The 20338-nt window shown below is 59.3% G+C and carries 25 protein-coding genes; 19 read left to right on the forward strand and 6 right to left on the reverse strand.

Features of this window, described 5'->3' with window-relative positions; all coding sequences use genetic code 11:
• Window positions 1-6: 6 nt before the first annotated feature.
• From OX460_RS04070 to OX460_RS04105, 8 genes are all read left to right on the forward strand, one after another.
• On the forward strand, window positions 7-777 hold the full coding sequence (locus OX460_RS04070; RefSeq protein WP_289897748.1) for a molybdopterin-dependent oxidoreductase: 771 nt from the start codon (window positions 7-9) through the stop codon (window positions 775-777).
• Between the two features lie 166 nt (window positions 778-943).
• The gene (locus OX460_RS04075) at window positions 944-1240 is read left to right on the forward strand and encodes a pentapeptide MXKDX repeat protein (protein ID WP_289897749.1); all 297 of its coding nucleotides are present in this window, start codon (window positions 944-946) and stop codon (window positions 1238-1240) included.
• Window positions 1241-1382: 142 nt separating this feature from the next.
• Window positions 1383-2009, forward strand: coding sequence for an energy transducer TonB (locus OX460_RS04080; RefSeq protein ID WP_289897750.1), 627 nt, complete (start codon window positions 1383-1385; stop codon window positions 2007-2009).
• A 38-nt stretch (window positions 2010-2047) separates the two neighbouring features.
• Entirely contained in the window at window positions 2048-3262 is a 1215-nt protein-coding gene (locus OX460_RS04085; RefSeq protein WP_289897751.1) for an MFS transporter, read from the forward strand.
• A gap of 13 nt (window positions 3263-3275) precedes the next feature.
• Window positions 3276-3689: a DUF5071 domain-containing protein gene (locus OX460_RS04090; RefSeq protein ID WP_289897752.1), complete on the forward strand. Its 414-nt coding sequence runs from the start codon at window positions 3276-3278 to the stop codon at window positions 3687-3689.
• Window positions 3690-3811: 122 nt separating this feature from the next.
• On the forward strand, window positions 3812-4684 hold the full coding sequence (locus OX460_RS04095) for a hypothetical protein (protein WP_289897753.1): 873 nt from the start codon (window positions 3812-3814) through the stop codon (window positions 4682-4684).
• Between the two features lie 79 nt (window positions 4685-4763).
• The gene (locus tag OX460_RS04100) at window positions 4764-5090 is read left to right on the forward strand and encodes a hypothetical protein (RefSeq protein WP_289897754.1); all 327 of its coding nucleotides are present in this window, start codon (window positions 4764-4766) and stop codon (window positions 5088-5090) included.
• A gap of 98 nt (window positions 5091-5188) precedes the next feature.
• On the forward strand, window positions 5189-5830 hold the full coding sequence (locus OX460_RS04105) for a CatA-like O-acetyltransferase (RefSeq protein ID WP_289897755.1): 642 nt from the start codon (window positions 5189-5191) through the stop codon (window positions 5828-5830).
• Here OX460_RS04105 and OX460_RS04110 read toward each other — a convergent pair.
• Complete coding sequence (locus tag OX460_RS04110) at window positions 5827-6585, reverse strand: helix-turn-helix transcriptional regulator (protein WP_289897756.1); 759 nt, start codon at window positions 6583-6585, stop codon at window positions 5827-5829. The genes OX460_RS04105 and OX460_RS04110 overlap by 4 nt on opposite strands.
• An 85-nt stretch (window positions 6586-6670) precedes the next feature.
• Between OX460_RS04110 and OX460_RS04115 the strand changes: the two genes are divergently transcribed.
• A complete protein-coding gene (locus OX460_RS04115) occupies window positions 6671-7438 on the forward strand; it encodes an alpha/beta hydrolase (protein WP_289897757.1) in 768 nt (255 codons plus the stop codon).
• On the opposite strand, the gene OX460_RS04120 is transcribed toward OX460_RS04115, so the two are convergent.
• Together OX460_RS04120 and OX460_RS04125 are read right to left on the reverse strand one after the other, a co-directional pair.
• Window positions 7439-8080: a LysE family transporter gene (locus OX460_RS04120; RefSeq protein WP_289897758.1), complete on the reverse strand. Its 642-nt coding sequence runs from the start codon at window positions 8078-8080 to the stop codon at window positions 7439-7441.
• Between the two features lie 105 nt (window positions 8081-8185).
• Complete coding sequence (locus OX460_RS04125; RefSeq protein ID WP_289897759.1) at window positions 8186-9268, reverse strand: YeiH family protein; 1083 nt, start codon at window positions 9266-9268, stop codon at window positions 8186-8188.
• Window positions 9269-9373: 105 nt separating this feature from the next.
• Here OX460_RS04125 and OX460_RS04130 point away from each other — a divergent pair, with 105 nt between their 5' ends.
• Genes OX460_RS04130 through OX460_RS04140 form a run of 3 tightly spaced genes read left to right on the forward strand, consistent with a single transcriptional unit; the run spans window position 9374 to window position 11431 of the window.
• Complete coding sequence (locus OX460_RS04130; RefSeq protein WP_289897760.1) at window positions 9374-10276, forward strand: LysR family transcriptional regulator; 903 nt, start codon at window positions 9374-9376, stop codon at window positions 10274-10276.
• 50 nt (window positions 10277-10326) lie between these two features.
• Window positions 10327-10899 (forward strand): XRE family transcriptional regulator, encoded by a 573-nt coding sequence (locus OX460_RS04135; protein ID WP_289897761.1) that lies wholly within the window; start codon window positions 10327-10329, stop codon window positions 10897-10899.
• Between the two features lie 7 nt (window positions 10900-10906).
• Window positions 10907-11431 carry a GNAT family N-acetyltransferase gene (locus OX460_RS04140; protein ID WP_289897762.1) on the forward strand — a complete coding sequence of 175 codons (525 nt, stop codon included), beginning with the start codon at window positions 10907-10909 and terminating at the stop codon, window positions 11429-11431.
• A 35-nt stretch (window positions 11432-11466) separates the two neighbouring features.
• Here the strand turns inward: OX460_RS04140 and OX460_RS04145 are convergent, their stop codons facing one another.
• Window positions 11467-12855: a methyl-accepting chemotaxis protein gene (locus OX460_RS04145; RefSeq protein ID WP_289897763.1), complete on the reverse strand. Its 1389-nt coding sequence runs from the start codon at window positions 12853-12855 to the stop codon at window positions 11467-11469.
• Window positions 12856-13176: 321 nt separating this feature from the next.
• Here OX460_RS04145 and OX460_RS04150 point away from each other — a divergent pair, with 321 nt between their 5' ends.
• Window positions 13177-13440, forward strand: coding sequence for a DUF378 domain-containing protein (locus OX460_RS04150; protein WP_218965320.1), 264 nt, complete (start codon window positions 13177-13179; stop codon window positions 13438-13440).
• A gap of 183 nt (window positions 13441-13623) precedes the next feature.
• Here the strand turns inward: OX460_RS04150 and OX460_RS04155 are convergent, their stop codons facing one another.
• Together OX460_RS04155 and OX460_RS04160 are read right to left on the reverse strand one after the other, a co-directional pair.
• On the reverse strand, window positions 13624-14031 hold the full coding sequence (locus OX460_RS04155; protein WP_289897764.1) for a cytochrome c family protein: 408 nt from the start codon (window positions 14029-14031) through the stop codon (window positions 13624-13626).
• 167 nt (window positions 14032-14198) lie between these two features.
• Window positions 14199-15077, reverse strand: a complete 879-nt coding sequence (locus OX460_RS04160; protein WP_289897765.1) for an EamA family transporter — start codon at window positions 15075-15077, stop codon at window positions 14199-14201.
• A 932-nt stretch (window positions 15078-16009) separates the two neighbouring features.
• Between OX460_RS04160 and OX460_RS04165 the strand changes: the two genes are divergently transcribed.
• The 6 genes from OX460_RS04165 to OX460_RS04190 all read left to right on the forward strand — a co-directional run bounded on the left by OX460_RS04165 (window position 16010) and on the right by OX460_RS04190 (window position 20228).
• The gene (locus OX460_RS04165; protein ID WP_289897766.1) at window positions 16010-16399 is read left to right on the forward strand and encodes a DUF6228 family protein; all 390 of its coding nucleotides are present in this window, start codon (window positions 16010-16012) and stop codon (window positions 16397-16399) included.
• A gap of 69 nt (window positions 16400-16468) precedes the next feature.
• Entirely contained in the window at window positions 16469-16732 is a 264-nt protein-coding gene (locus OX460_RS04170) for a hypothetical protein (protein WP_289897767.1), read from the forward strand.
• Window positions 16733-16787: 55 nt separating this feature from the next.
• A complete protein-coding gene (locus OX460_RS04175; RefSeq protein WP_289897768.1) occupies window positions 16788-17192 on the forward strand; it encodes a hypothetical protein in 405 nt (134 codons plus the stop codon).
• Between the two features lie 474 nt (window positions 17193-17666).
• Complete coding sequence (locus OX460_RS04180; protein ID WP_289897769.1) at window positions 17667-17936, forward strand: hypothetical protein; 270 nt, start codon at window positions 17667-17669, stop codon at window positions 17934-17936.
• A gap of 488 nt (window positions 17937-18424) precedes the next feature.
• Window positions 18425-18697, forward strand: coding sequence for a hypothetical protein (locus OX460_RS04185; RefSeq protein WP_289897770.1), 273 nt, complete (start codon window positions 18425-18427; stop codon window positions 18695-18697).
• 370 nt (window positions 18698-19067) lie between these two features.
• Window positions 19068-20228: an IS30 family transposase gene (locus OX460_RS04190; protein ID WP_289897771.1), complete on the forward strand. Its 1161-nt coding sequence runs from the start codon at window positions 19068-19070 to the stop codon at window positions 20226-20228.
• Window positions 20229-20338 lie beyond the last annotated feature (110 nt).

Raw genomic sequence — 20338 nt, forward strand, 5'->3', positions numbered from 1 at the left:
ACGATCATGAAAAAAACCATCCTCGTGCCAAGGCAGGGCCAGGCTATGCTGGACGACGCCTTGCGCCAGATCAAGCAACCGTCGCGCCGTTTGTTCCTGCAGCGCAGCCTGACCCTGGGCGGCTTGTCCTTGTTGACCGGTTGCAACGTCAGCGACCCGTCCGGCATCGAGACGGCGCTGGCGGCCGTGTCGCGCTTCAACGACAGGGTACAGGGCTGGCTGTTCGACCCGACCAAGCTGGCGCCGACCTACCCGGACTCCATGATCACGCGGCCGTTTCCCTTCAACGCGTATTACGGCGAAGATGAAGTGGAAGAAGTCGATGGCGACGCCTGGCGCCTGGAATTGAGCGGCTTGATCGCCGACAGGAAGCCGTGGAGCTTGCCGCAATTGCGCGCCTTGCCGCAGGAAACCCAGATCACGCGCCACATCTGCGTGGAAGGCTGGAGCGCCATCGGCAAGTGGGGCGGCGTGCCGTTTGCCCACTTCCTGAAGCGGGTCGGCGCCGACACGACGGCGAAATACATCGGCTTCAAGTGCGCCGACGATTATTTCACCAGCATCGACATGGCCACGGCCCTGCATCCGCAAACCATCATGGCCCTGAGCTACGACGGCCAGGAATTGCCGCCCAAGTACGGCTACCCGATGAAATTGCGCATGCCGACCAAGCTGGGCTACAAGAATCCCAAGCACATCCAGGCCATTTTCGTGACGAATACGTATCCGGGAGGGTATTGGGAGAATCAGGGCTACAACTGGTTCGGCGGTTCCTAGGATGGCCGGAGAGGCGGCCAGTGCGTAATCGTACTGCCTGCGGCAATGCGCCTGGCCCTGACCACCTCCCGGCCTTCCTATTATTTATCAGCAAGCAGCACCCGTAGCACCGCAGTCGCTTTCACACCGGGCATTTGCCCAACTAACCCAGAGACAAGGACTTATCATGAAAACCACGATCACCACCTTCGCCGCCATCCTCGCTTCCGCCATCCTCATGTCGGGCGCCGCGTTTGCCCAGGATGCCATGAAGAAAGACGCCATGGCCAAGGACGCCTCGGCCGACGCCATGCACAAGGACGCCATGGGCAAGGACGGCATGCACAAGCCGATGGCGAAGAAACACATGAAGAAGGACCACATGGCCAAGGATGGCATGGCGAAAGATGCCATGGCAAAAGACGGCATGAAAAAGGATGAGATGAAAAAGGATGGCATGGCCAAGGATGCAATGGCCAAGTAAGTGGGCAAGCAAGGTTTTGCATGGGCAGGCGCACCATCCTCGCCGGGTGGCGCGCCTGCCGTCGTTTCGCCAGCGGCTTGCTGGTGTTCATGGCAATTTGCTAAAATTGAAAACTTATTTAATAGCAATTGCTGGAGTCACGATGCCGATGCATGAAGCAAGCTTCCCATTACGCTGTGCGGCAGCGGTGCTGGCCATCCTGCCCGGGCTTGGCCAGGCGATGCCGGGCGCGACCTGTCCGCCGCAAGTGTATCCGCACGAGGCACGCCTGTATGAACTGGAAGGTAAAACGAGCGTGCGCTTTTCCGTAGAGCAGGATGGCAAGGTGGCAACGGCATCCGTGGCACGCAGTTCGGGGTGGAAAGTGTTGGACGATGCGGCGCTGAGCAATGTGCGGCAGTGCGTGTTCCCTGCTGATAGAGCGGCCAAGGAAAATTTTAGTGTTCAATATGTATGGGACCTGGACGATACCGAGCTCTTGCGTCCCTTGCTGGTACCCGGCAGCTGCCAGCCTTCCCAGCGCGTCCAGGGCTATAACAATCTCGACAAATCGGCCAGCAATGACAGCGGCGTCGTGCTGCGCATGTTTATCGGCAGTGAAGGCGCCCCTGCACGCATCGTGGCCGAAGCGCCAGGCCTGCCAGCGGAACTGGTCGAGGCGGCGGTTACCTATGTGCAGGGTTGCCGTTTTGCCATCGATCCTGAAGTTGGCGGCACGCGTAGCTGGAGCACGTATGGCAAGGTGCTGCTGCGCCGCCAGCCCCTGTAGTAAGCTTGCACTGTCCACATCGTTTTCCTGCCGAAGTCATGACTGAACCATCCGCCGCTGCCACCGTATCGTCCCCCTCCGACAAATCGATCCGCCGCCGCTCGCTGTTCGCCGCCTGCAGCGCGCATGCCGTGCATGACGGCTTGACGGATGTCATCTATGTGCTCCTGCCCATCTGGCAGGCGCAGTTTGCCATCAGTTACGCCATGGTGGGCCTGTTGCGCGGTTCCTACTCGGGCATGATGGCCGGATTCCAGCTGCTGGCCAGCCGCCTGGCGAAGCGCTGGGGCCGCGAACGCATGCTCGTGGGCGGCACGGCGCTGGCCGGCGTCGCCTACCTGATCGCGGGGCAGGCGGGCGGCCTGGCCGTCTTGCTGATCGCCTTGCTGCTGGGCGGCCTGGGCGCCAGCACGCAGCATCCGCTGGCGTCTTCCATCGTCACCGACACGCACGAGGCGGGCGGCGGCGTGAAGGAGGCGCTGTCGCACTACAACTTTGCCGGCGATATCGGCAAGACCCTGATTCCCGCGCTGGTGGGCTTGCTGTTATTGGTGTGCAGCTGGCAAGCCAGCGTCTCCTTGCTGGGCTTGCTGGGCCTGGCGGCGGCCGGCTTGCTGTGGTGGCTGCTGCCGAAACCGGGCGAGCTGCAGGCGGGCGCGAAGAAGGCGGGCAAGACCATCGCCGGCAGCGGCTCGAAGGCGAGCTTTCGCGCCTTGCTGGCCACGGGCACCCTGGACAGCGCCGTGCGCATGGGTTTTCTCACCTTTTTGCCATTCTTGCTGAAAAGCAAGGGCGCGGGCACGGCCGGCATCGGCGTGGCGCTATCGCTGCTGTTCGTGGGCGGCGCCTTCGGCAAGTTGCTGTGCGGCTACCTGGGCGCGCGTATCGGCATGATGAAGACCGTGTGGCTGACGGAATCGATGACATCGCTGCTGATCGTGCTGGCCCTGTGGCTGCCGCTGGCCGGCGTCATGGCCATGCTGCCCCTGCTGGGACTGGCGCTCAATGGCACTTCATCCGTGCTGTATGGCGTGGTGCCGGAACTGGCCGAACCCGGCAAGCGCGAGCATGCGTTCGCCCTGTTCTACACGGGCAGCATCGGCGGCGGGGCGCTGTCGCCCGTGCTGTTCGGCGCGCTGGGCGACCATACGAGCGTGCACACGGCCTTGCTGGCGCTGGCGGCCGTATTGCTGCTGACCTTGCCGCTGGCGTGGAAGGTGCAGCGGGGCCTGGCGCACGGCGGCGCCGCATGAGGGGACGCTTCGCATGAGCCTGCCATTGCCGCGCGATAAACACGATACGCGCACCGCGCGAGCCCTGATCGCCTTGAGCTGGGAGGAAGTCCATCCAGCCATGCCGCAGATCCTGGAATGGGTGCAGGATGTCAATTGGCCGGTGGCCGGCGTGCTCCTGCCTTATCTGGCCGGCATCGGGCCGCGCCTCGCGCCCTATATAAAAACGGTGCTGGCCGGTAATGACGAACAATGGAAGTATTTTGTATTGCAAGGCATCGTGCGCCATTCACGGGATCTGGCACTCGAATTGGACGGGGAATTGCAACGCTTCGCCCATGCACCGACAATGGGAGAACGGGAAGAAGGCGTGGCCGAGGTGGCCCGGGAAATTCTGCAATGCCAGATAATAACTGCGGCCGGCCAGCAATCAGGGGCATTATTGTAAGAAATCAGTATTGAATGTGCGTGCGTGTGGCCATTCCAGTAATAGATAGGAGACAATCCGGTCCGAATATATTTCGACCTCCGGGTTGTAAAACCCTCCCTATCATTTAACAGGAAGATTACATGGGTAATTTTAGTATCCCGCACACCAATAAAGCACTCGCCGTGTATTTTCACGGCAAGATGGTGCCTAGGTTGTTTGCGGTATTTGCGGCGATCCTGGCGGCAGTGGCAGGTTTTGTCTTGTACCTGAGCACGACCATCCCTCAGAAAACACTGACCGATACGCAGGCCATGACCTTGCGTAATGGCGCCAAGCTGGGCACGCACAGCAATTTGACTATTCTGTATGGCACGGCGGCTTTTCTATTGCTGCTCGCCGTGCTGGTGCTGGTCATGCGCGCGATAATGCTCAAGCGGCGGAAAAGCCGTTTTGAATTGCATGAAGACGGTGTGGTGCATGAATTGAACGGCATTCGCAGCTACGCCGCCTTTGCCGATATCGAGGACCTGTATCTGTTTGCCGGCGGCTCCACCGCCATGACCGGCATGATCAATAACTTTGCCTACCGCACGGGCGCCGACCAGCCCTGGATATGGGCTACCGGAGAACTCAAGCGCTTTGACGAATTCATGGACGAATTTCGCTCCCGTTACCTGGATTACCGCATGCCCGTCTTGAAGCAAAAGCTGGCGGACGGCGAGCGCGTGACTTTCCGCTACATCAGCAGCGGCGAGGTATACAAGAAACGCTTGTTCGGCAATTTCCTGAATGTCAAGACACAGGAACTGGCCTTCTCGGCGCAGGGCTTGCATGTGGACGGCGTCACCTGGCCTGGCGCCAGCCTGAAGTGCATGAATCAGAATGACTGGACCGAGAGATTGACGATCAAGGATGCGGCGGGTACGACAGTCTTTTCATGCATCGGCACGGGTATCCTGAGTTTCGACCTGTTTGCCAATATGATAGACGACGAGATTAATCAAGCGTCGTAATTCCGGCGGAAATAAGCCTCCCGATACGGGGAGGCTTGCGACCGGCTTATCCCGGTCGGCGGCCAAATGCAGATAAAAAATGAAAACACAGTTACTGTCGAATGACGAATATCAAAAAACCTTCCATGCGCCTATGCTGAAGGTGACCGAGACCGCCAGGGAAGTCGTCGATCTTTGGGCATATGCCGATCTGGTCATCGGGAGTGACTTTGGCGACGCCGCGGACTGGAATTGGCAGGTCGCGCATATTTATGAGTCGTCAGATGGAAAGTTTCAGCACATCGGCATTCCCGTTCCCCGCGATGATACTTATCTGACTGTGATCGTCGATATACACGGCAGAAAAATCCTGGGGCATGTTTTTCTTGATTTGCGCGCCAGGCAGTCAAGCCGCAGTGAGGAATAACAGGCAGCGATTGGTGCTCCATGTCGCATTGATAAGTTACTGGCAAGCCGATACGGCATGACTTGCCCGCCAGTCCCCCCATCGTCTACACTCGCCGCATGAAAAATTTTGAAAAGCGGCGCGACCGCTATGACTTGTTCCGGGCATTCGACAATCCCCTCGTCAACATCAACTTCCAGCTCGACGTGCCGGATTTCCGGCCCTGGTGCAAGGAACGGAAAATCCCCGTGTTTCATTTTTTCCTGTTTTGCCTGCTCAATACGGTCAGGGATATCGATCAGTTCATGTATCGCATCTACCAGGGCGAAGTGATCAGGATCGACGATTTTCCCGCTTCCTATACCGTCATCAATGGCGACGATAACCTCAATTACACGCGTTTCACGATGACGGACCAGCTCGACCTGTTCATCGAACGCAGCCTGGCAGCCAAGCGTTTCGCGGAAGCCAGCTCCGCGCTGATCAATACGGGCGAGGGGGAAACCGAGCGCGAGCAGCGCAACAATATCTTCATCACTTGCCTGCCGTGGCTGGAGCTGGCGGCCATCGAACACCCGATCCACCGCCACCGCGATGCCGATATCCCGACCTTTACCTGGGGCAAGTTTGGCCCCGCGCAAGAGGATGGCCGCATGCGGGTGCCGTTTTCCGCGCAAGCGCACCATGGCTTTGTCGATGGCTACCACGTGCAGAAACTGGCGCAGGCATTGTCGCAGCGCATCGCCGCCATTATTGCCTAGGCCAGATAGTCGCTGGGCGCCTGGCCCAGTACGCGGCGGAAGGCGGCCGTGAAGGCGCTGGGGCTGGCATAGCCGAGGTCGAGCGCGACACGGGTGACGGCTTGCCCGTCCGCCAGCCGCGTGATGGCCGCCAGCAGGCACGCTTGCTGGCGCCATTGGGCAAAGGCCAGCCCCGTCTGGGCGCGGAATTGCCGCGTAAAGGTGCGCCGGCTCATGCCGGCCTGCGCCGCCATCGCATCCAGGCTGCTGTCCAGGCTTGGTTGCCGCAGCATGTCCAGGCACAGGCGCGCCAGCCGGGGTTCCTGCGGCAGCGGGGCGCTCAGGGGCAGGGGGCTGGCAGCGGCAATCTCGTCGAGCAGCAAGGCCATCAGTCGTCCGGGGCGCGATGCTTCGACGTACAAGGCTTCCACGGTCACGGCTTCGGCCAGCAACTGGCGCAGCAGCGGCGAGGCGTCCAGCACCTGGCAGTGGGGCGGCAAGCCCATCCCGGCGATGGCCGGTGCGTCGATAAACACATTGTGCATGGTCACGGCGCCATGCATGCGCATGCCGTGCGAAAGCCGGGCCGGCACCCAGCAAGCCCGCTGCGGCGGCACCAGCCAGTTGCCTTGCGGCGTGTGCACGCTGATGACCCCGCGCGCCGCATAGGCGAATTGCCCGCGCGCATGGCTATGGCTGGGAAAGACGGCATCGGCGGCATGGTCGCGCGCCGTGGCGATCAAAGGGCGGGGCACTTCCGTATAAAAATCATCCATGGCCCATACTCTATAGTATTTGACCTGCCATCGAAGGCGGGCCGCTTGCCGGCCGCATACCATCACACTCTTTTCAGGAGTGAACATGCACAATACCTATCATCGCGTGGGCCATGGCCCGCACGCCGTCATCGTCCTGCATGGCTGGTTTGGCGACGCCCACGCTTTTTCCCCGATGGAAGCGGGTCTCGACGGCGGCGCTTTCAGCTATGTCTTCATGGACAATCGCGGCTATGGCGGCATGCGCGGCGCGGCGGGTGAGTATTCGATGGAAGAGGTCGCCCGCGACGCGCTGGCCTTGGCCGATGCGCTCGGTTTTGCCACCTTCAGCGTGGTGGGCCATTCGATGGGCGGCATGGCGCTGGAACGGCTGGCCTTGATGGCGCCCTTGCGCTTGCGCAAACTGGTGGCCGTGGCGCCCGTGCCCAGCTGCGGCGTGGCGTTCGACGGGGCGGCGCGGCAATTGTTTCTCGACGCCAGCGGCAACCAGCAGGCGCGGCGCGCCATCATCGACCGCAGCACGGGCGGACGCTTGCCTGCCGCCTGGCTGGACTGGAAGGCGCAATATTCGTGGGAGAGTGCGGATCGGGCCGCGTTTGCACGCTACTTCCTCGCGTGGAGCGGGACGGATTTCAGTGAAGAAATCAAGGCGGCGCGCGTGGCACTGCCGTTGCTGGCGCTGGTGGGGGAGCACGACCCCCGTTTTGACGCGGCCCTGATGCACCGCACGTATCTGGCGTGGTACCCGCAAGCCCGGCTCGAGGTGCTGGGCAATGCGGGACACTATCCGATGAATGAAACGCCGCTGGCCCTGGCGGCCAGCATCGAGGCGTTCTTGACGGAAAAAGACTAGTTACGCGGCCTTGCTGCGCAGGCGCAGCAGGCTCAGGCCCAGCAAGACGAAGGCGCCGCCTGTGATGCGGTTGAACAGCTTGGCGCGGCCCGGCGTGGCCAGCTGGGTTTTCAGCAGGCGCGCCAGGTTGGCGTAGAACAAGTGGGCCAGCATGGCGCAGGCGACAAACGAGGTCGTCAGCACGGTGAACTGGATGGCCACCGGTTCGCCCGGCGTGATGAATTGCGGGAACAATGCCGAAAAGAACAGGATGGCTTTCGGATTCGTCAGCGCCACCGTCAAGCCCTGGCGAAACAGTTTCCAGAACGTGTTGGGATTCGCCGCGCCGGATGCCACGGGCGCATCGGCCACGACGCTGGTCTTGCTGCGCCATTGCTTGATGCCCAGGAATACCAGGTACAGGGCGCCAGCCAGTTTCAGCAGCATGAAGGCCGTGGCCGAGGTGGCCAGCACGACGCCCATGCCGGCCATGGCCACGCCGGAAATGATGAACAAGCCGAAACCATTGCCCATGCTGCTGATCATGGCGCGGCGCGGTCCGACGGCGATGGCGTTCGAGATGGCCAGCAAGACGGCCGGGCCGGGAGAAAACGTGACGAGCAGGGCGACGCTGCAGAAAAGCAGCCAGTTCGAGAGATGCATGGGTGTTCCTGGGTGGGGCCGGAGCCGGATTGAGAGTCAAAACACGCTTATTGTACGAAGTTTTCGACTCCCGTGTCGGCTACCCCGGCCCGACACGGGCGAGTGTCATGCAAACAGGCTGGCGACCACATGGTTGATGGCGGCGCCACCGGCGATCAGCCAGCAGAACAGCAGGCCGGCCAGCAGCAGGGGCTTGATGCCGGCGCGGCGGATGGCCGACATGTGCGTGGTCAAGCCCAGGGCCGCCATGGCCATGGCGAGCATGGCCGTGTCGATATCGGTGATGGTGGCCACCATGCTTGCCGGCAGCAGGCCCAGCGAATTGAAGGCGACCACGCCGATGAAGATGAAGGCGAACCAGGGGATGGCCAGCTTGGCCGCCTTGTCGTGGCTGCCGTTGCCGCTCCTGGCCTTGCTGCGCGCCAGGACCGCCGACAGGATGACGAGAAACGGCGCCAGCATCATCACGCGCACCATCTTGGCGATCACGGCCGCATTCGCCGCCTCTTGCCCGATCGACTTGCCAGCCGCCACCACTTGCGCCACTTCATGCACGGTCGAACCGATGTACACGCCGAACGCGGTGGGCGTGGCGCCCAGCACCTGCCAGTCCAGGTTCCACCGGTACAGCAAGGGATACAGGAAGATGGCGATGGTGCCGAACACAACAACGGTGGAGACAGCCACGGTGACATCCTCGCTGCGCCCCTTGACGACGGGCTCGGTCGCCATCACGGCCGCCGCGCCGCAGATGGAGCTGCCCGCGCCGATCAAGATGGCGCTGTTGCGTTCCAGTTTGAATACGGTGGTGCCAAGGAACATGGCCAGGCCAAACGTGGACGCCAGCACCAGCGCGTCGATGGCGATGCCGGCCAGGCCCACCTGGCCGATATCCTGGAAGGTCAGGCGGAAGCCGTAGAGGATGATGCCCAGTCGCAATAATGTCTGCTTGGAAAAGGCCACGCCCGCGCCGCAGGTGGGCGCCAGGCGGCCATACACGCTGTTGCCCAGCACGATGCCGAGCATGATGGCCAGGGTGAGCGCGCTCATGCCGTGGCTTTGCATCCATTCCAGCTTGCCCAGCGCAATGGCGCCATAGGCGATCACGCCGCTGAGCAGCAGGCCCGGCAGCAGGCGGCCGTAGCGGTCGCTGAAACTTGTTGTATTGGTGCTTGAGAGGGAAGACATGCCGTACTCCATGTTTTTATGCGTATGGCATGACTGTACAGTTCGTCGATTAAATGGTAAAACGGATTGTTTTTGTATGTTTAACCGACAAAATAGGTAAATAAAATGGCGTTGACCTTGCGGCAATTGCAGATTTTCCTGGCCGTGGCGGACACGGGCAGCACCAGCGCGGCGGCCGAACACATTGCGCTGTCGCAATCGGCCACCAGCGCGGCCCTGAATGAACTGGAAGCGCTGCTGGGCGCGCAACTGTTCGACCGGGTGGGCAAGCGATTGCTGCTCAACGACAATGGCCGCTTGCTGTTGCCGCAGGCGCGGCAGATGCGCGACGGGGCCGCCAGCATCGAGCGCCAGTTCGCGGGCGCCGACCCGTCCGTGCCCATCAGCCTGCAAATCGGCGCCAGCACCACCATCGGCATTTATTTGCTGCCGCAGATCCTGGCGCAGGCGGCGCAGCAGTACGGCCGCAGCATTCCCCAGGTGACCATTGCCAACACGGCCGACGTCGCGGCCGCCGTGGCGGAATTCCGTGTCGATATCGGCCTGATCGAAGGTCCGTGCCACGAAGCGGGCTTGCTGGTGGAACCGTGGCTGACGGACCAGATGCTGATCGTGGCCGCGCCCACGCATCCGCTGGCGCAACTGCGCCATCTGCTCAGTTTTACGGAGCTGAACCAGGCCGGCTGGCTGCTGCGCGAAGCGGGCTCGGGCACGCGTGAAGCCGTGGAGCAGGCGCTGGTGCCGTATCTGCACTATCTGCGCGCCGCGGGCGAGTTCAGCAACTCGGAAGCGATCAAGTATGGCGCGGCGTCCGGGCTGGGCATCGCCTGCCTGTCGCGGGTGGTGGTGGCCGATTTGCTGGCCAGCGGGCAATTGGTGGAACTGGAAACCATGCTGCCGCCATTGGAGCGCAACTTTTATCTGATTCGCCAGTCCAAAAAGATCCTTTCGCCCCGTTTGACGGGTTTCCTGGAATTGTGCCGCCACGCGTCGCGCATGGCGGGGTAACGCGCTCAAACTGCTTGACTGTTTTTCATATGAGGGATAAATTCCCATATATGGAAAATTCAGCGCTCACAGAGAACGATACGGAACAGCGGCTGGCGGCCCGTTTAAAACAGTTGCGTGTGGAGCGGGGCTGGTCGCTGGACCAGCTGGCCAGTGCCAGCCAGGTCAGCCGCGCGACTTTATCGCGCCTGGAAAATGGCGAAGTCAGCCCGACGACAAACGTGCTGGGCAAGCTGTGCGCCGCGTATGGCTTGGCCATGTCGCGCCTGCTGCGCATGGTGGAAGACGATTTTCCGCCCCTGCTGCGGCGGGCCCAGCAAAGCGTGTGGGCAGACCCGGATACCGGTTTTATCCGCCGCTCCGTCTCGCCACCGGCGCGGGCGCTGGCCGGCGAAGCGCTCGAATGCGAGCTGGGCGCGGGCGTGACGATCGCCTACGCGGCCTCGCCCCGGCCCGGCATGGAACATCATTTGTTGCTGCAGGAAGGCAAGCTGAACGTGATGGTCGACGGCCGCTCGCACGACTTGCTGGCCGGCGATTGCCTGCGTTACCAGCTGCACGGCGCCAGCGCCTTCATGACGCCGCCGGACAGCGGCGCCCGCTATTTTCTCTTTCTTGTCTGAGGTCGCCATGCCCGCATCGCTACGCCATTTTTCATCCGCCGACATTCTCGAACGCTTGCCGGAGCTGGGCGCGCTGCTGCAGGCATGCGTGCACGACGGCGCCAGCATCGGTTTTATCTTGCCGTTCGACACGGCGGCCAGCCAGGCGTTCTGGACGGATAACGTCTTGCCGGCCGTCACGCGCGGCGTGCGCCTGCTGCTGGTGGCCGAGGTGGAAGGGACGGTGGCGGGCGCCGTGCAGCTGGACTGGGATACCAATCCCAACCAGATGCACCGGGCCGAAGTGCGCAAGCTGCTGGTCGCGCCCGCTTTTCGCCGGCGCGGCCTTGCGCGCCGGCTGATGCAGGCGCTGGAAGAGCAGGCGCGCCTCTTGCCGCGCAGCTTGCTGACCCTGGACACGCGCAGCAGCGACCATGCCGAACCGCTGTATTTGTCGCTCGGCTACGTGGCTGCGGGCAGCATCCCCGGCTATGCGCTGGCGCCGGCCGGCGACCGGCTGGACGCCACCACGGTCATGTACAAGCAGCTATAGCGATTTTGTCGCGGCGCGGCGATGAGCTGGGGAACTCAGGCTTTCAGCCGCGCTCTAACGCTTGCGGCAGTGCGGTTTGCCGGCGCGGTGACGGCGTGCGTGGCCTGTGCGGCTACCAGGCTGATGCCGTGCGCGGCTTGGGCTGACACTTGATCACGGCTCAGCTTGAAGATGCCAACCGTGCCTGACAGCAGCGTGGCGCGCTGCTGCATGCTGGCCGCCGCGGACGATGCCTGTTCCACCAGGGCCGCGTTTTGTTGCGTTACCTGTTCCATTTGCACGATGGCGGCATTGACTTGTTCGATGCCGGACAATTGCTCGCCGCTGGCCATGCTGATTTCGCCCATGATGTCCGTTACGCGGTGCACGCTGGCCACGATTTCGCGCATGGTGGCGCCGGCCGTGTCGACCAGGCGCGCGCCTGCGTCGACCCGATCGACGGAGTCGCCGATCAGTTGCTTGATTTCCCTGGCCGCGCCGGCCGAGCGTTGCGCCAGCGTGCGGACTTCAGCGGCCACGACGGCAAAGCCGCGCCCTTGCTCTCCGGCGCGCGCCGCTTCCACGGCCGCGTTCAAGGCCAGGATATTCGTCTGGAAGGCGATGGCGTCGATGACGCCGATGATGTCAACGATCTTTTTCGACGAAGCGTTGATCGAGCTCATGGTATCGACCACTTGCGCCACCACCGTGCCCCCTTTGCCTGCCACTGCGGCGGCCGATTGCGCCAGTTGATTGGCCTGCCGCGCGTTATCCGCATTTTGCTTGACGGTGCCCGTCAGCTCGTCCATCGAGGCGGCCGTGCGTTCCAGCGAACTGGCTTGCGCCTGTGTGCGCTGCGACAAGTCCAGGTTGCCGGCGGCGATTTCGCCCGAGGCGCCCGCGATGTCGTGCGTGCCGCCGCGTACCTCGCCCACAATCGTGATCAAGCTGGCATTCATGTCTTTCAGGGCTTGCAGCAGTTGCCCCACTTCATCGCGGGAATCGACGCGGATATGCTCGCTCAAGTCGCCGCCAGCCACCTTGCGCGCCACTTTGACGGCATGCCGCAAGGGCCGCACGATGCCGCTGCTGATGAACCAGGCCGTCGCCAGGCTCAACACGCCGCCGACCAGGCCCAGCGCAATGATCAGCACGCTGGTATCGTGCGCGCGGGCCATGGCCGCCTCCGCCGCCGTGCGCATCTGCGCCGATTGCGTGGCGATCTGCTGGTCGAGTTCGCGCAGGGCGGGTTGTTCTTGCGTACTGTTGCGCGTGGCCTGCAATTGCGCGATGCGCGCATAGCGCTGGTTCACGCTGCTATCGATTTCCCCGCTCACGGTCGACAACTGCCACGTGCTGATGACCACCACCACGGCCAGTAAAAGCGAAGTGAGCAAAAAGCCTGTGGTCAGGCGCACACCGATACGTATATTTGAAATATTCATGTCCCCTCAGCTGTTGTCCCATGGTGGCCGTCTCCCATGCCTGCGGCATGGCGTGGCGCTTGTCCCCTGAAGTTGCTGGGGTGAAATGAGTGTAGCAGTGCGGTACTAAGTAATCTATAAATATTTCCATATTGGAATTAGTCACTGCCTGTTTAGCAACAGCGGCATGATTTGTTGCCAGATAAAATCACTCGTCGTATTACAGACGCGTCCTACCTCGATACCCGGTATCGTCCGACTGGCGCATGCCGGTGCAGCGCCTACACTGTTCCTTGCACAGACCCGACGGCGGGTCTTTCTTCTTATTCACAGGAGGCTGACATGGCGAATATCCAGGCAGGATCGGACGGTGCGGCAAATGAGGAAATGTCGGCCAAGCGCCTGAACGTGGTCGACTGGATCTCGATGATCCTGCTGATCGTGGGCGGCTTGAACTGGGCGCTGGTGGGCTTGTTCGATATCGATATCGTGGCCCGCATCCTGGGCGCCATGTCGACGGCGTCGCGCGGCGTGTACGTGCTGGTGGGACTGGCGGCGCTGTATTCCATCTATCTGTGCGTGCGCAAGCTGCCGGCCAAGCCCTAGAGTCGTCTGCGCGACTATGAGGCGGCGCACAAGAAGCGCAAGGGCGTGCTGCAAGCGCCGGGAATTGGATCTGGCGTCACGGGCCTGATGCCGCCTTGTGCGCGTGCATGTGCCTGCATGCGTGCAGGCTGGCACTCGGCCAGCTTGGACGCTGAAGTTATTGCATGTGCTTATTGCATGCGCTTACTGCGTGCGCAGGTAGGCCAGCAAATCGGCCACTTGCTGGGCGTTACCGATGCCCCAGAAGCGCATGTTGTTGCCAGGAATGAAATCGCTCGGCGCTTTCAGGAAGCCGGCCAGGTTTTGCTCGGTCCAGACGATATTCGCGTTTTTCATGGCCGCCGAGTATTTATAGTCGGTGGTGGCACCGGCCTTGCGGCCGATCACGCCCGTCAGCTTGGGGCCGAAGCCGCCGCGCGCCGATGGCCCCACCTGGTGGCAAGAGGCGCACTTGCGAAAAGCGGCCTTGCCCGCTTCGGCATTGCCCGTGAGGGCGGCAGGAGCGGCCGCCTGTGCGGCGGCGACTGGCGCAAGCAGCAAGGCTGCGGTGGCGAGAGGGGAAAACCAGCGAAAAAGAAATGGATAGGTCATCGTTGAGGCGGAAGTGCACGATATGGCAAGCAATGACGTATTTTACAGGCGGGCATCAAAACCTGTCCGTCAGCGGCGCAGCGATGCCCGGCGGCGCAGGAATGGCTGCGGGAATGGCGGCAGGAAGGGAAGCGCGCAGGAATCGATACGGGATGGCCTGAATGCCGCTAGCGCTTGCCGCCCTGTGCGCCCAGCGCCGCCATGGCCGACGCGAACACGATGCAGGCGATGGCCAGCCATTGGGTTAGGCTCAGCAGTTCTCCCAGCACGGCCATGGCGGCCAGCGCGCTGACGGCCGGCGCCGCGCTGCTGAACATACCGAACACCCCTTGCGGCAAGCGGCGCAAGGCAAAGATTTCCAGAGAGTACGGCAGGGCGCTGGACAGCATGGCAATGGCCAGGCCCATCAAGGCAATCGATGGCGCCAGCAAGGCCGTGCCCGAGTAGGTGATGCCGATGGGGACCGTCACCATGGCCGCCACCGTCATGCCCCAGGCCACGGCTTGCCCACCTTGCAAGGTCGAGGCCCGCTTGCCGAAGATGATATACAGCGCCCAGCACAGCGCCGCCCCCAGCGCATACGCCACGCCGACCGGGTCCAGGCTGCCTGGACTGCCTTGCAGCGGCAACAGTAAATACAAGCCAAACACGGCGCACGCCACCGCCAGCAAATCGCGCGGCCGCCGCGACGACAGCATGGCCACGGCCAGCGGCCCTGTTACCTCGATGGCGACGGCGATACCGATCGGTATCAACGCAAACGCCCGGTAAATCAGCAAATTCATCAACCCCAGCACGGAACCATAGACCAGCAAATTCAGCACATCCTTGCGCGTCAGCCGGTAGCGCCACGGCCGAAAGATGGCCAGCAGGATCAGCGCGGAAAACCCCACGCGATACGCCGTGATCCCTTCCACGCCAATGACGGGAAACAGATTCTTCGCAATCGCCGCCCCCAGATTGACGGAAATCTGCCCTCCCAGGACGGCCAGGGAAGGGAGCAGGATGCTGTCGGGGAGGGAAGAGGTCGAGGCGGGGGAGGTCATGGGACGGTATTTTAATATGCCTGAGGCTGGCAGTCGCTGGCAGATTGGTAAGCCGGGGAGATTTAACGAGGTAGTTGCTGACATGACTGGTGCATCGCGGCTTGTTTTTCGATATCATGTTGCAAAATACGCTACAGTTGTAAAATTGTTTACTAATGATCGGGAGCAGCCGCTCCTAATCGAACAGTCTTTACCATTAGCACATTAAAGACTGATACTAATGTTAATCGGCATTTCGACTAAAAGAGTCGGCAATCGGCCATGAGCTGACATTGGTAATCTGCAGAGTTATTAGATGAAGGGAATACAGTGTTTCTTGATGCGTGGTTGAAACTCAGTATTTTTTGGCCGATTATTTTTCTTGCTATCCTGCTGGGGGGGCTCTTGTATGCAGTCGCATTGTTTCGCGCTATCATGGCCTGTCGCAGGCTATTGCGTGAGGGCGAGTTAGAGCAGTTCTGGCTCACGGCGGTTCTGGTGATATTGTTGACTGTGCCCGTTGCCGCGCTAATCTTTTGATGGAACGCCTTAGGATGACAGTGACCGGCCAGAAGCGGACGACTGACTTACCCTTCTTTACTCAATCTAAGTATGCAAAGTTACGTAAAAAGACACTGGGACGAGACTAGAGGCGACATGTACGATGCATGGGGCACGTCCTGGTGGTACTTTGAAGTCGATGGTGCAGGCCGGGTTACCCGACAAATTGAACAGTACGATTCTGGTCCTCTGCTTTGCTATAGTGCCGAGCATGAGAGCGACGAATTTGGCGGGATATCAGAAAAGCCTCTCGATTTAACGGAGCCAGGGTACAGTGTGATCTCCCATCAAGAGTTCGAGTCAATTTGGAGAGCCGCGTAGTGCTTCCGTTATCGGCCAAAACCGGACGCTCAAAATCCACCTCTAGTTAAGAAAATCGGATAAGAAAATTGATGAACCGCCTGGAGCTCAAGTCACCGCATGAAGGTTCGTTGTTGACTTTCACTATTACAAACAAGTTTGAAGAAGGCATTGACTTTAATGTGCGGGTTGACACGCCTGTCTTCTCAGGCACTGCTCCATCATCGACATTCATGGCGGCTCCGCTTGCAGCGTGGTTTCAAGATATGGCCGATGACTGGAAAGGCTGGAAAGGCGAAAAGAAGTGGGGAGACCTCGAGAGTCGTGTTCTGTTAACTGCGACCAGCGACTCAACGGGACACATAAAAATGAAAGTGACCTTGATGGGACCGGACTATGATTCTGAGCTGCGCGTGAATATCATGTTTGAGGCAGGACAGTTAGAAGGTGTGGCGCGTGATGTTGCCCTTCTTTTCCCATAGTCTAGTATCGGCCAAGAGCGGACGGCCCTTGGCCCGAAATGCATCTATGCTGATGCTGGAATCATTCAAATGCAACATAAAATTCGAATTGCAGCCGCTGGAAACACGCTCGCTCCTGCGTTGGGAATCTTGCAAAAACTTGGCTATGCGGTGACTCGAGACAGGACGGCTGAACAGCAATATCAAGCGGAAAATGATACTTGTATTTTTGTCGCTGATGACCCATTGACTCTACTGGGTCTAGTAAAGATTTACGAGGAACGTGGTGCTGACTGGCAACCGAGTGACGAAGAAGTGCAGCGCTTGCTTTTGCTCGACGAATGTGAGGAATGACGGCCGAGTTCGGCCAAGAGCAGACGGCCTCGCAATTTTTATCTCATAGGAATAAATGAAGCACTTTATTAATGCGCAACTAGGGAGCGACGACTTTCGTCAGCAGTTTGCTGCAATACGGAACGCGTTTCTCTTGCGAATTGAAGAGGCCGCATCCTTGATGCCAAGCTGTGAGTTTCGTGCTTGCGACATTTCTGGGGAGCCGATCGCTTGGGTATGGAATGCAGAAGTATTTCAAAATACTGGCGTGGCGGGCTCACTGGTAGACGCAAAGGGCTTCGCTGCAAACATGATTAACTCCGGGATGAAGTTTGCTTTTGGTACTTGCCAGCACGACGGCAAGGAAATCATTTGGCTGACAACTTGGGAAGAACCTGAACAAGACCCAGTGTGGCCGAGCGGAGTGAAGATTCTGAAAAGTGAAGCGCACGACGGAGTTCAGATCGGGATACGCAAGTAGAAGGGCGGCGACTAAAAACGGCCAAAAGCGGACGCTGCGTTAGATCTACACCCGGCCATGATTGAACCGACAGATATGTGCAACAAGAAAATAACGATAGATCTTACCTACGCGAAGAATACATTGTTCGTTCGTCAATCCGTTGCGGTCGCTTTTGGTGTGCCAATCGATAGGGAAATAACTTGGGTCTTCCTTCGAGATCTGCTCTGTAATTCCAGCGAGTTTGCATTACCTGCGCAGGTGTTAGTCTGTGGCCTGCCAAGTGCTAGCGGCGCGATTGGAGATGAGATTCGAATGCTCCGCACCTTTCTCCGCGCGCTTGCGACAACGCGAAGCATCGAAGTTCAGATTATTTTGCACGATTAAACATATAGCGCTCTCCCCCTACTCTTGGGGCGACAGTTGCCATACACGGTATGGCTGAGATCGGCCAGAAGCGGTCGGTGAGTCTACCCATGATAAATTGGAGACACAATGTATATTCAAGAAGTCGAAATTTTTTCTGATGCATCGAACGCCGTTGTAATGCGCCATCCACAGCGTAATTTCCCCGGGTGCCTGATTCAAGGCGATACACTGAGTGTCTTGCTTCGGTCTCTTAAAGTAGTACAGTCTGAAGCGGCGTGCCTAAGTGAAGAGGCTGCAGGAGAACTCGCGGACACTGTTGAGCAGCTATCTGACCTGGTGTCTCACTACAAAGTCACGTTAATGAGCAGCAATATCTCTCTTCCGTTTAGCGACTGAGCATCTTCGATCTTTCGTGAAAACGGCGAGCATCTGCTTCGGGGCGAACCCCGCCAACAGCGGCAACCGGCCAACAGCGGACGTAACCAATCGGATAGAGTCGAAAATATGTCAGAAATATTACAGCTCAGAGCAGTCGCCCAAATCGCGCTAACGACGCATATCACTCCGAGGGTTAGAAGTATCTCTTTGAACCTTGACTTATCGTTTCAAAAAGTTCGCTTCCGAGTCTATACGGACGGAGCCTTACCTGAGTCTGCTTTGCAAGCATTAAGCTGTGCGGTGACAGAGATTCAAGCTTCCTTAAACTATGAAGTTGACGAGGAGTATCTCGTAATGCCAGAACCGGAACCGATGGAATACCTTCCAATTGTGGTTTATATTCGTTGCGAAGATGCGTGGGTTGACCGAACATGACAGCAACCGGCCACAAGCGGTCATTCGCGGCAGCGTGACAATTTGTGAGTTTTTCTGCTTAGCAATCCGCTATGCTCTGGTGCCGCTACCGGCCAAAGACAGACGCCGATGAGCATATTTTTCGATTCACGGAGGGCAATATCAAAACACTTGCACGCGCCATAATATTCGCCACACAATATATAGATAGTCGAGCCGGCGACGCCTCGGACGAAGATGTCGCGGCACTCGAAGAGATTTCAGCGGAGTTGAAAAAATGTTCCGTCGAGGAAAAAAACTGCCTTATCCAAGCCGCAAAAGAGCTCGGAGTTGAATCTTGGCTGGATGAAATGGGCATTGATTAAGTGCGCAGAAAAGGATATTGGAAGGCTGCTGTCGGCCACAAGCGGACGTAGTGAGAATGAGGACAGATGGTTATGCTTCCAGCTATACAGATCTTCACAGCCATCATCAGTGCAGCGTGCGCCGTTATGATCGCCTTGTATGCAACGTGGTTGTTGATGCATCGGCTGAGGCAACGAGAGTCCAAACGCCTCGCGTTTAGAAATTGGCTTCGTCATCTCTTCGAGGCTGTTATGGGCCTCTAAGATTTATAGTGCTTGCAGCGGGGTGAATGGCCGCACGCGGAACCTGGCAACGGCGGCAACCGGCTGCGGATTCAATCGGTGGTCGCAACACTCAAACCTAAATTCCTAGGTGACAGGAGTGTTGAAGATGAAACAGAAACCACGCATTTATTACACCGAGACGCAGAAGGCCTTGATGTGGGAACGCTGGAAGCAAGGCGACTCTCTGCAGATGATAGCCCAGCTGTTTAATCGGAATCACTCGTCGATACAGCGGATTCTGGCTGAATCTGGTGGCATACGGCCAGCGCAGCGATGCCGTTCCAGACTGGCGCTGACGCTGGCCGAGCGCGAGGAGGTATCGCGTGCCATCGTTACTGGCGTATCCATTCGCGCACTTGCCAGACGCCTCGGACGCGCACCATCGACCATCAGCAGGGAACTCAAGCGCAATGGTGGCCGCGAAGCATATCGTGCAACTCAGGCGGATCAGCATGCTTGGGATCAGACGCGGCGCCCCAAACCTTGTAAGCTGACGAAGAACCGCATGCTGGCCAACATGGTTGCCAGCAAGCTCCAATTGCAGTGGTCGCCGGAACAGATTGCTGGTTGGCTCAAGCAGCTGTTCACGAGCCACGAGGAGTATCACGTGTCGCACGAAACCATTTACCGCAGCCTCTATATTCAGGCCCGAGGCGCCCTAAAGAAGGAGTTACTGGAGCACTTGCGCCGGACGCGCGCCATGCGCCGCTCACGTCATCACACCCAAAAGACGGACAACCACGGCAGAATTGTCGACGCCGTGCCGATCAGCGAGCGTCCAGCGACGGCAGCGGATCGAGCAGTGCCCGGGCATTGGGAGGGGGACCTGCTCTGCGGCAGCCACAACAGCCAGATCGTGACGTTGGTTGAGCGCCAGACGCGCTATGTCATGCTGATAAAAGTCGTTGCCAAAAATACCGAAACGGTGGTCAACGCATTGATCGACAATGCCCGCAGGCTGCCTCAGGAACTATATAAGTCACTGACCTGGGATCGTGGCAGCGAGCTCGCCGGGCATAAACGCTTTACATTGGCCACCGATATCCAGGTCTACTTCTGCGATCCACAGAATCCATGGCAGCGCGGTTCAAATGAAAATACCAATGGCCTGTTGCGCCAGTATTTCCCCAAGGGGCTGGATATTTCTACTTATTCACAAGAGCAACTCGATGCGGTAGCCAGACGACTCAACGAGCGCCCCAGGAAGACGCTACACTACCAAACACCGGCTCAACAATTTGAACAGTGTGTTGCGTTGACCGATTGAATCCACAGGCGCAAGCGGACATTACAAGTTTTATCTGTTTTTCGGATAAACGCTTCTTTCTTGCATTCATTGGCATTATTAAAGGTGGTAAAGTTTAATGTCATTGCTGT

The organism is Janthinobacterium sp. SUN033, assembly GCF_030397595.1.
GTDB lineage: Bacteria > Pseudomonadota > Gammaproteobacteria > Burkholderiales > Burkholderiaceae_D > Janthinobacterium > Janthinobacterium kumbetense.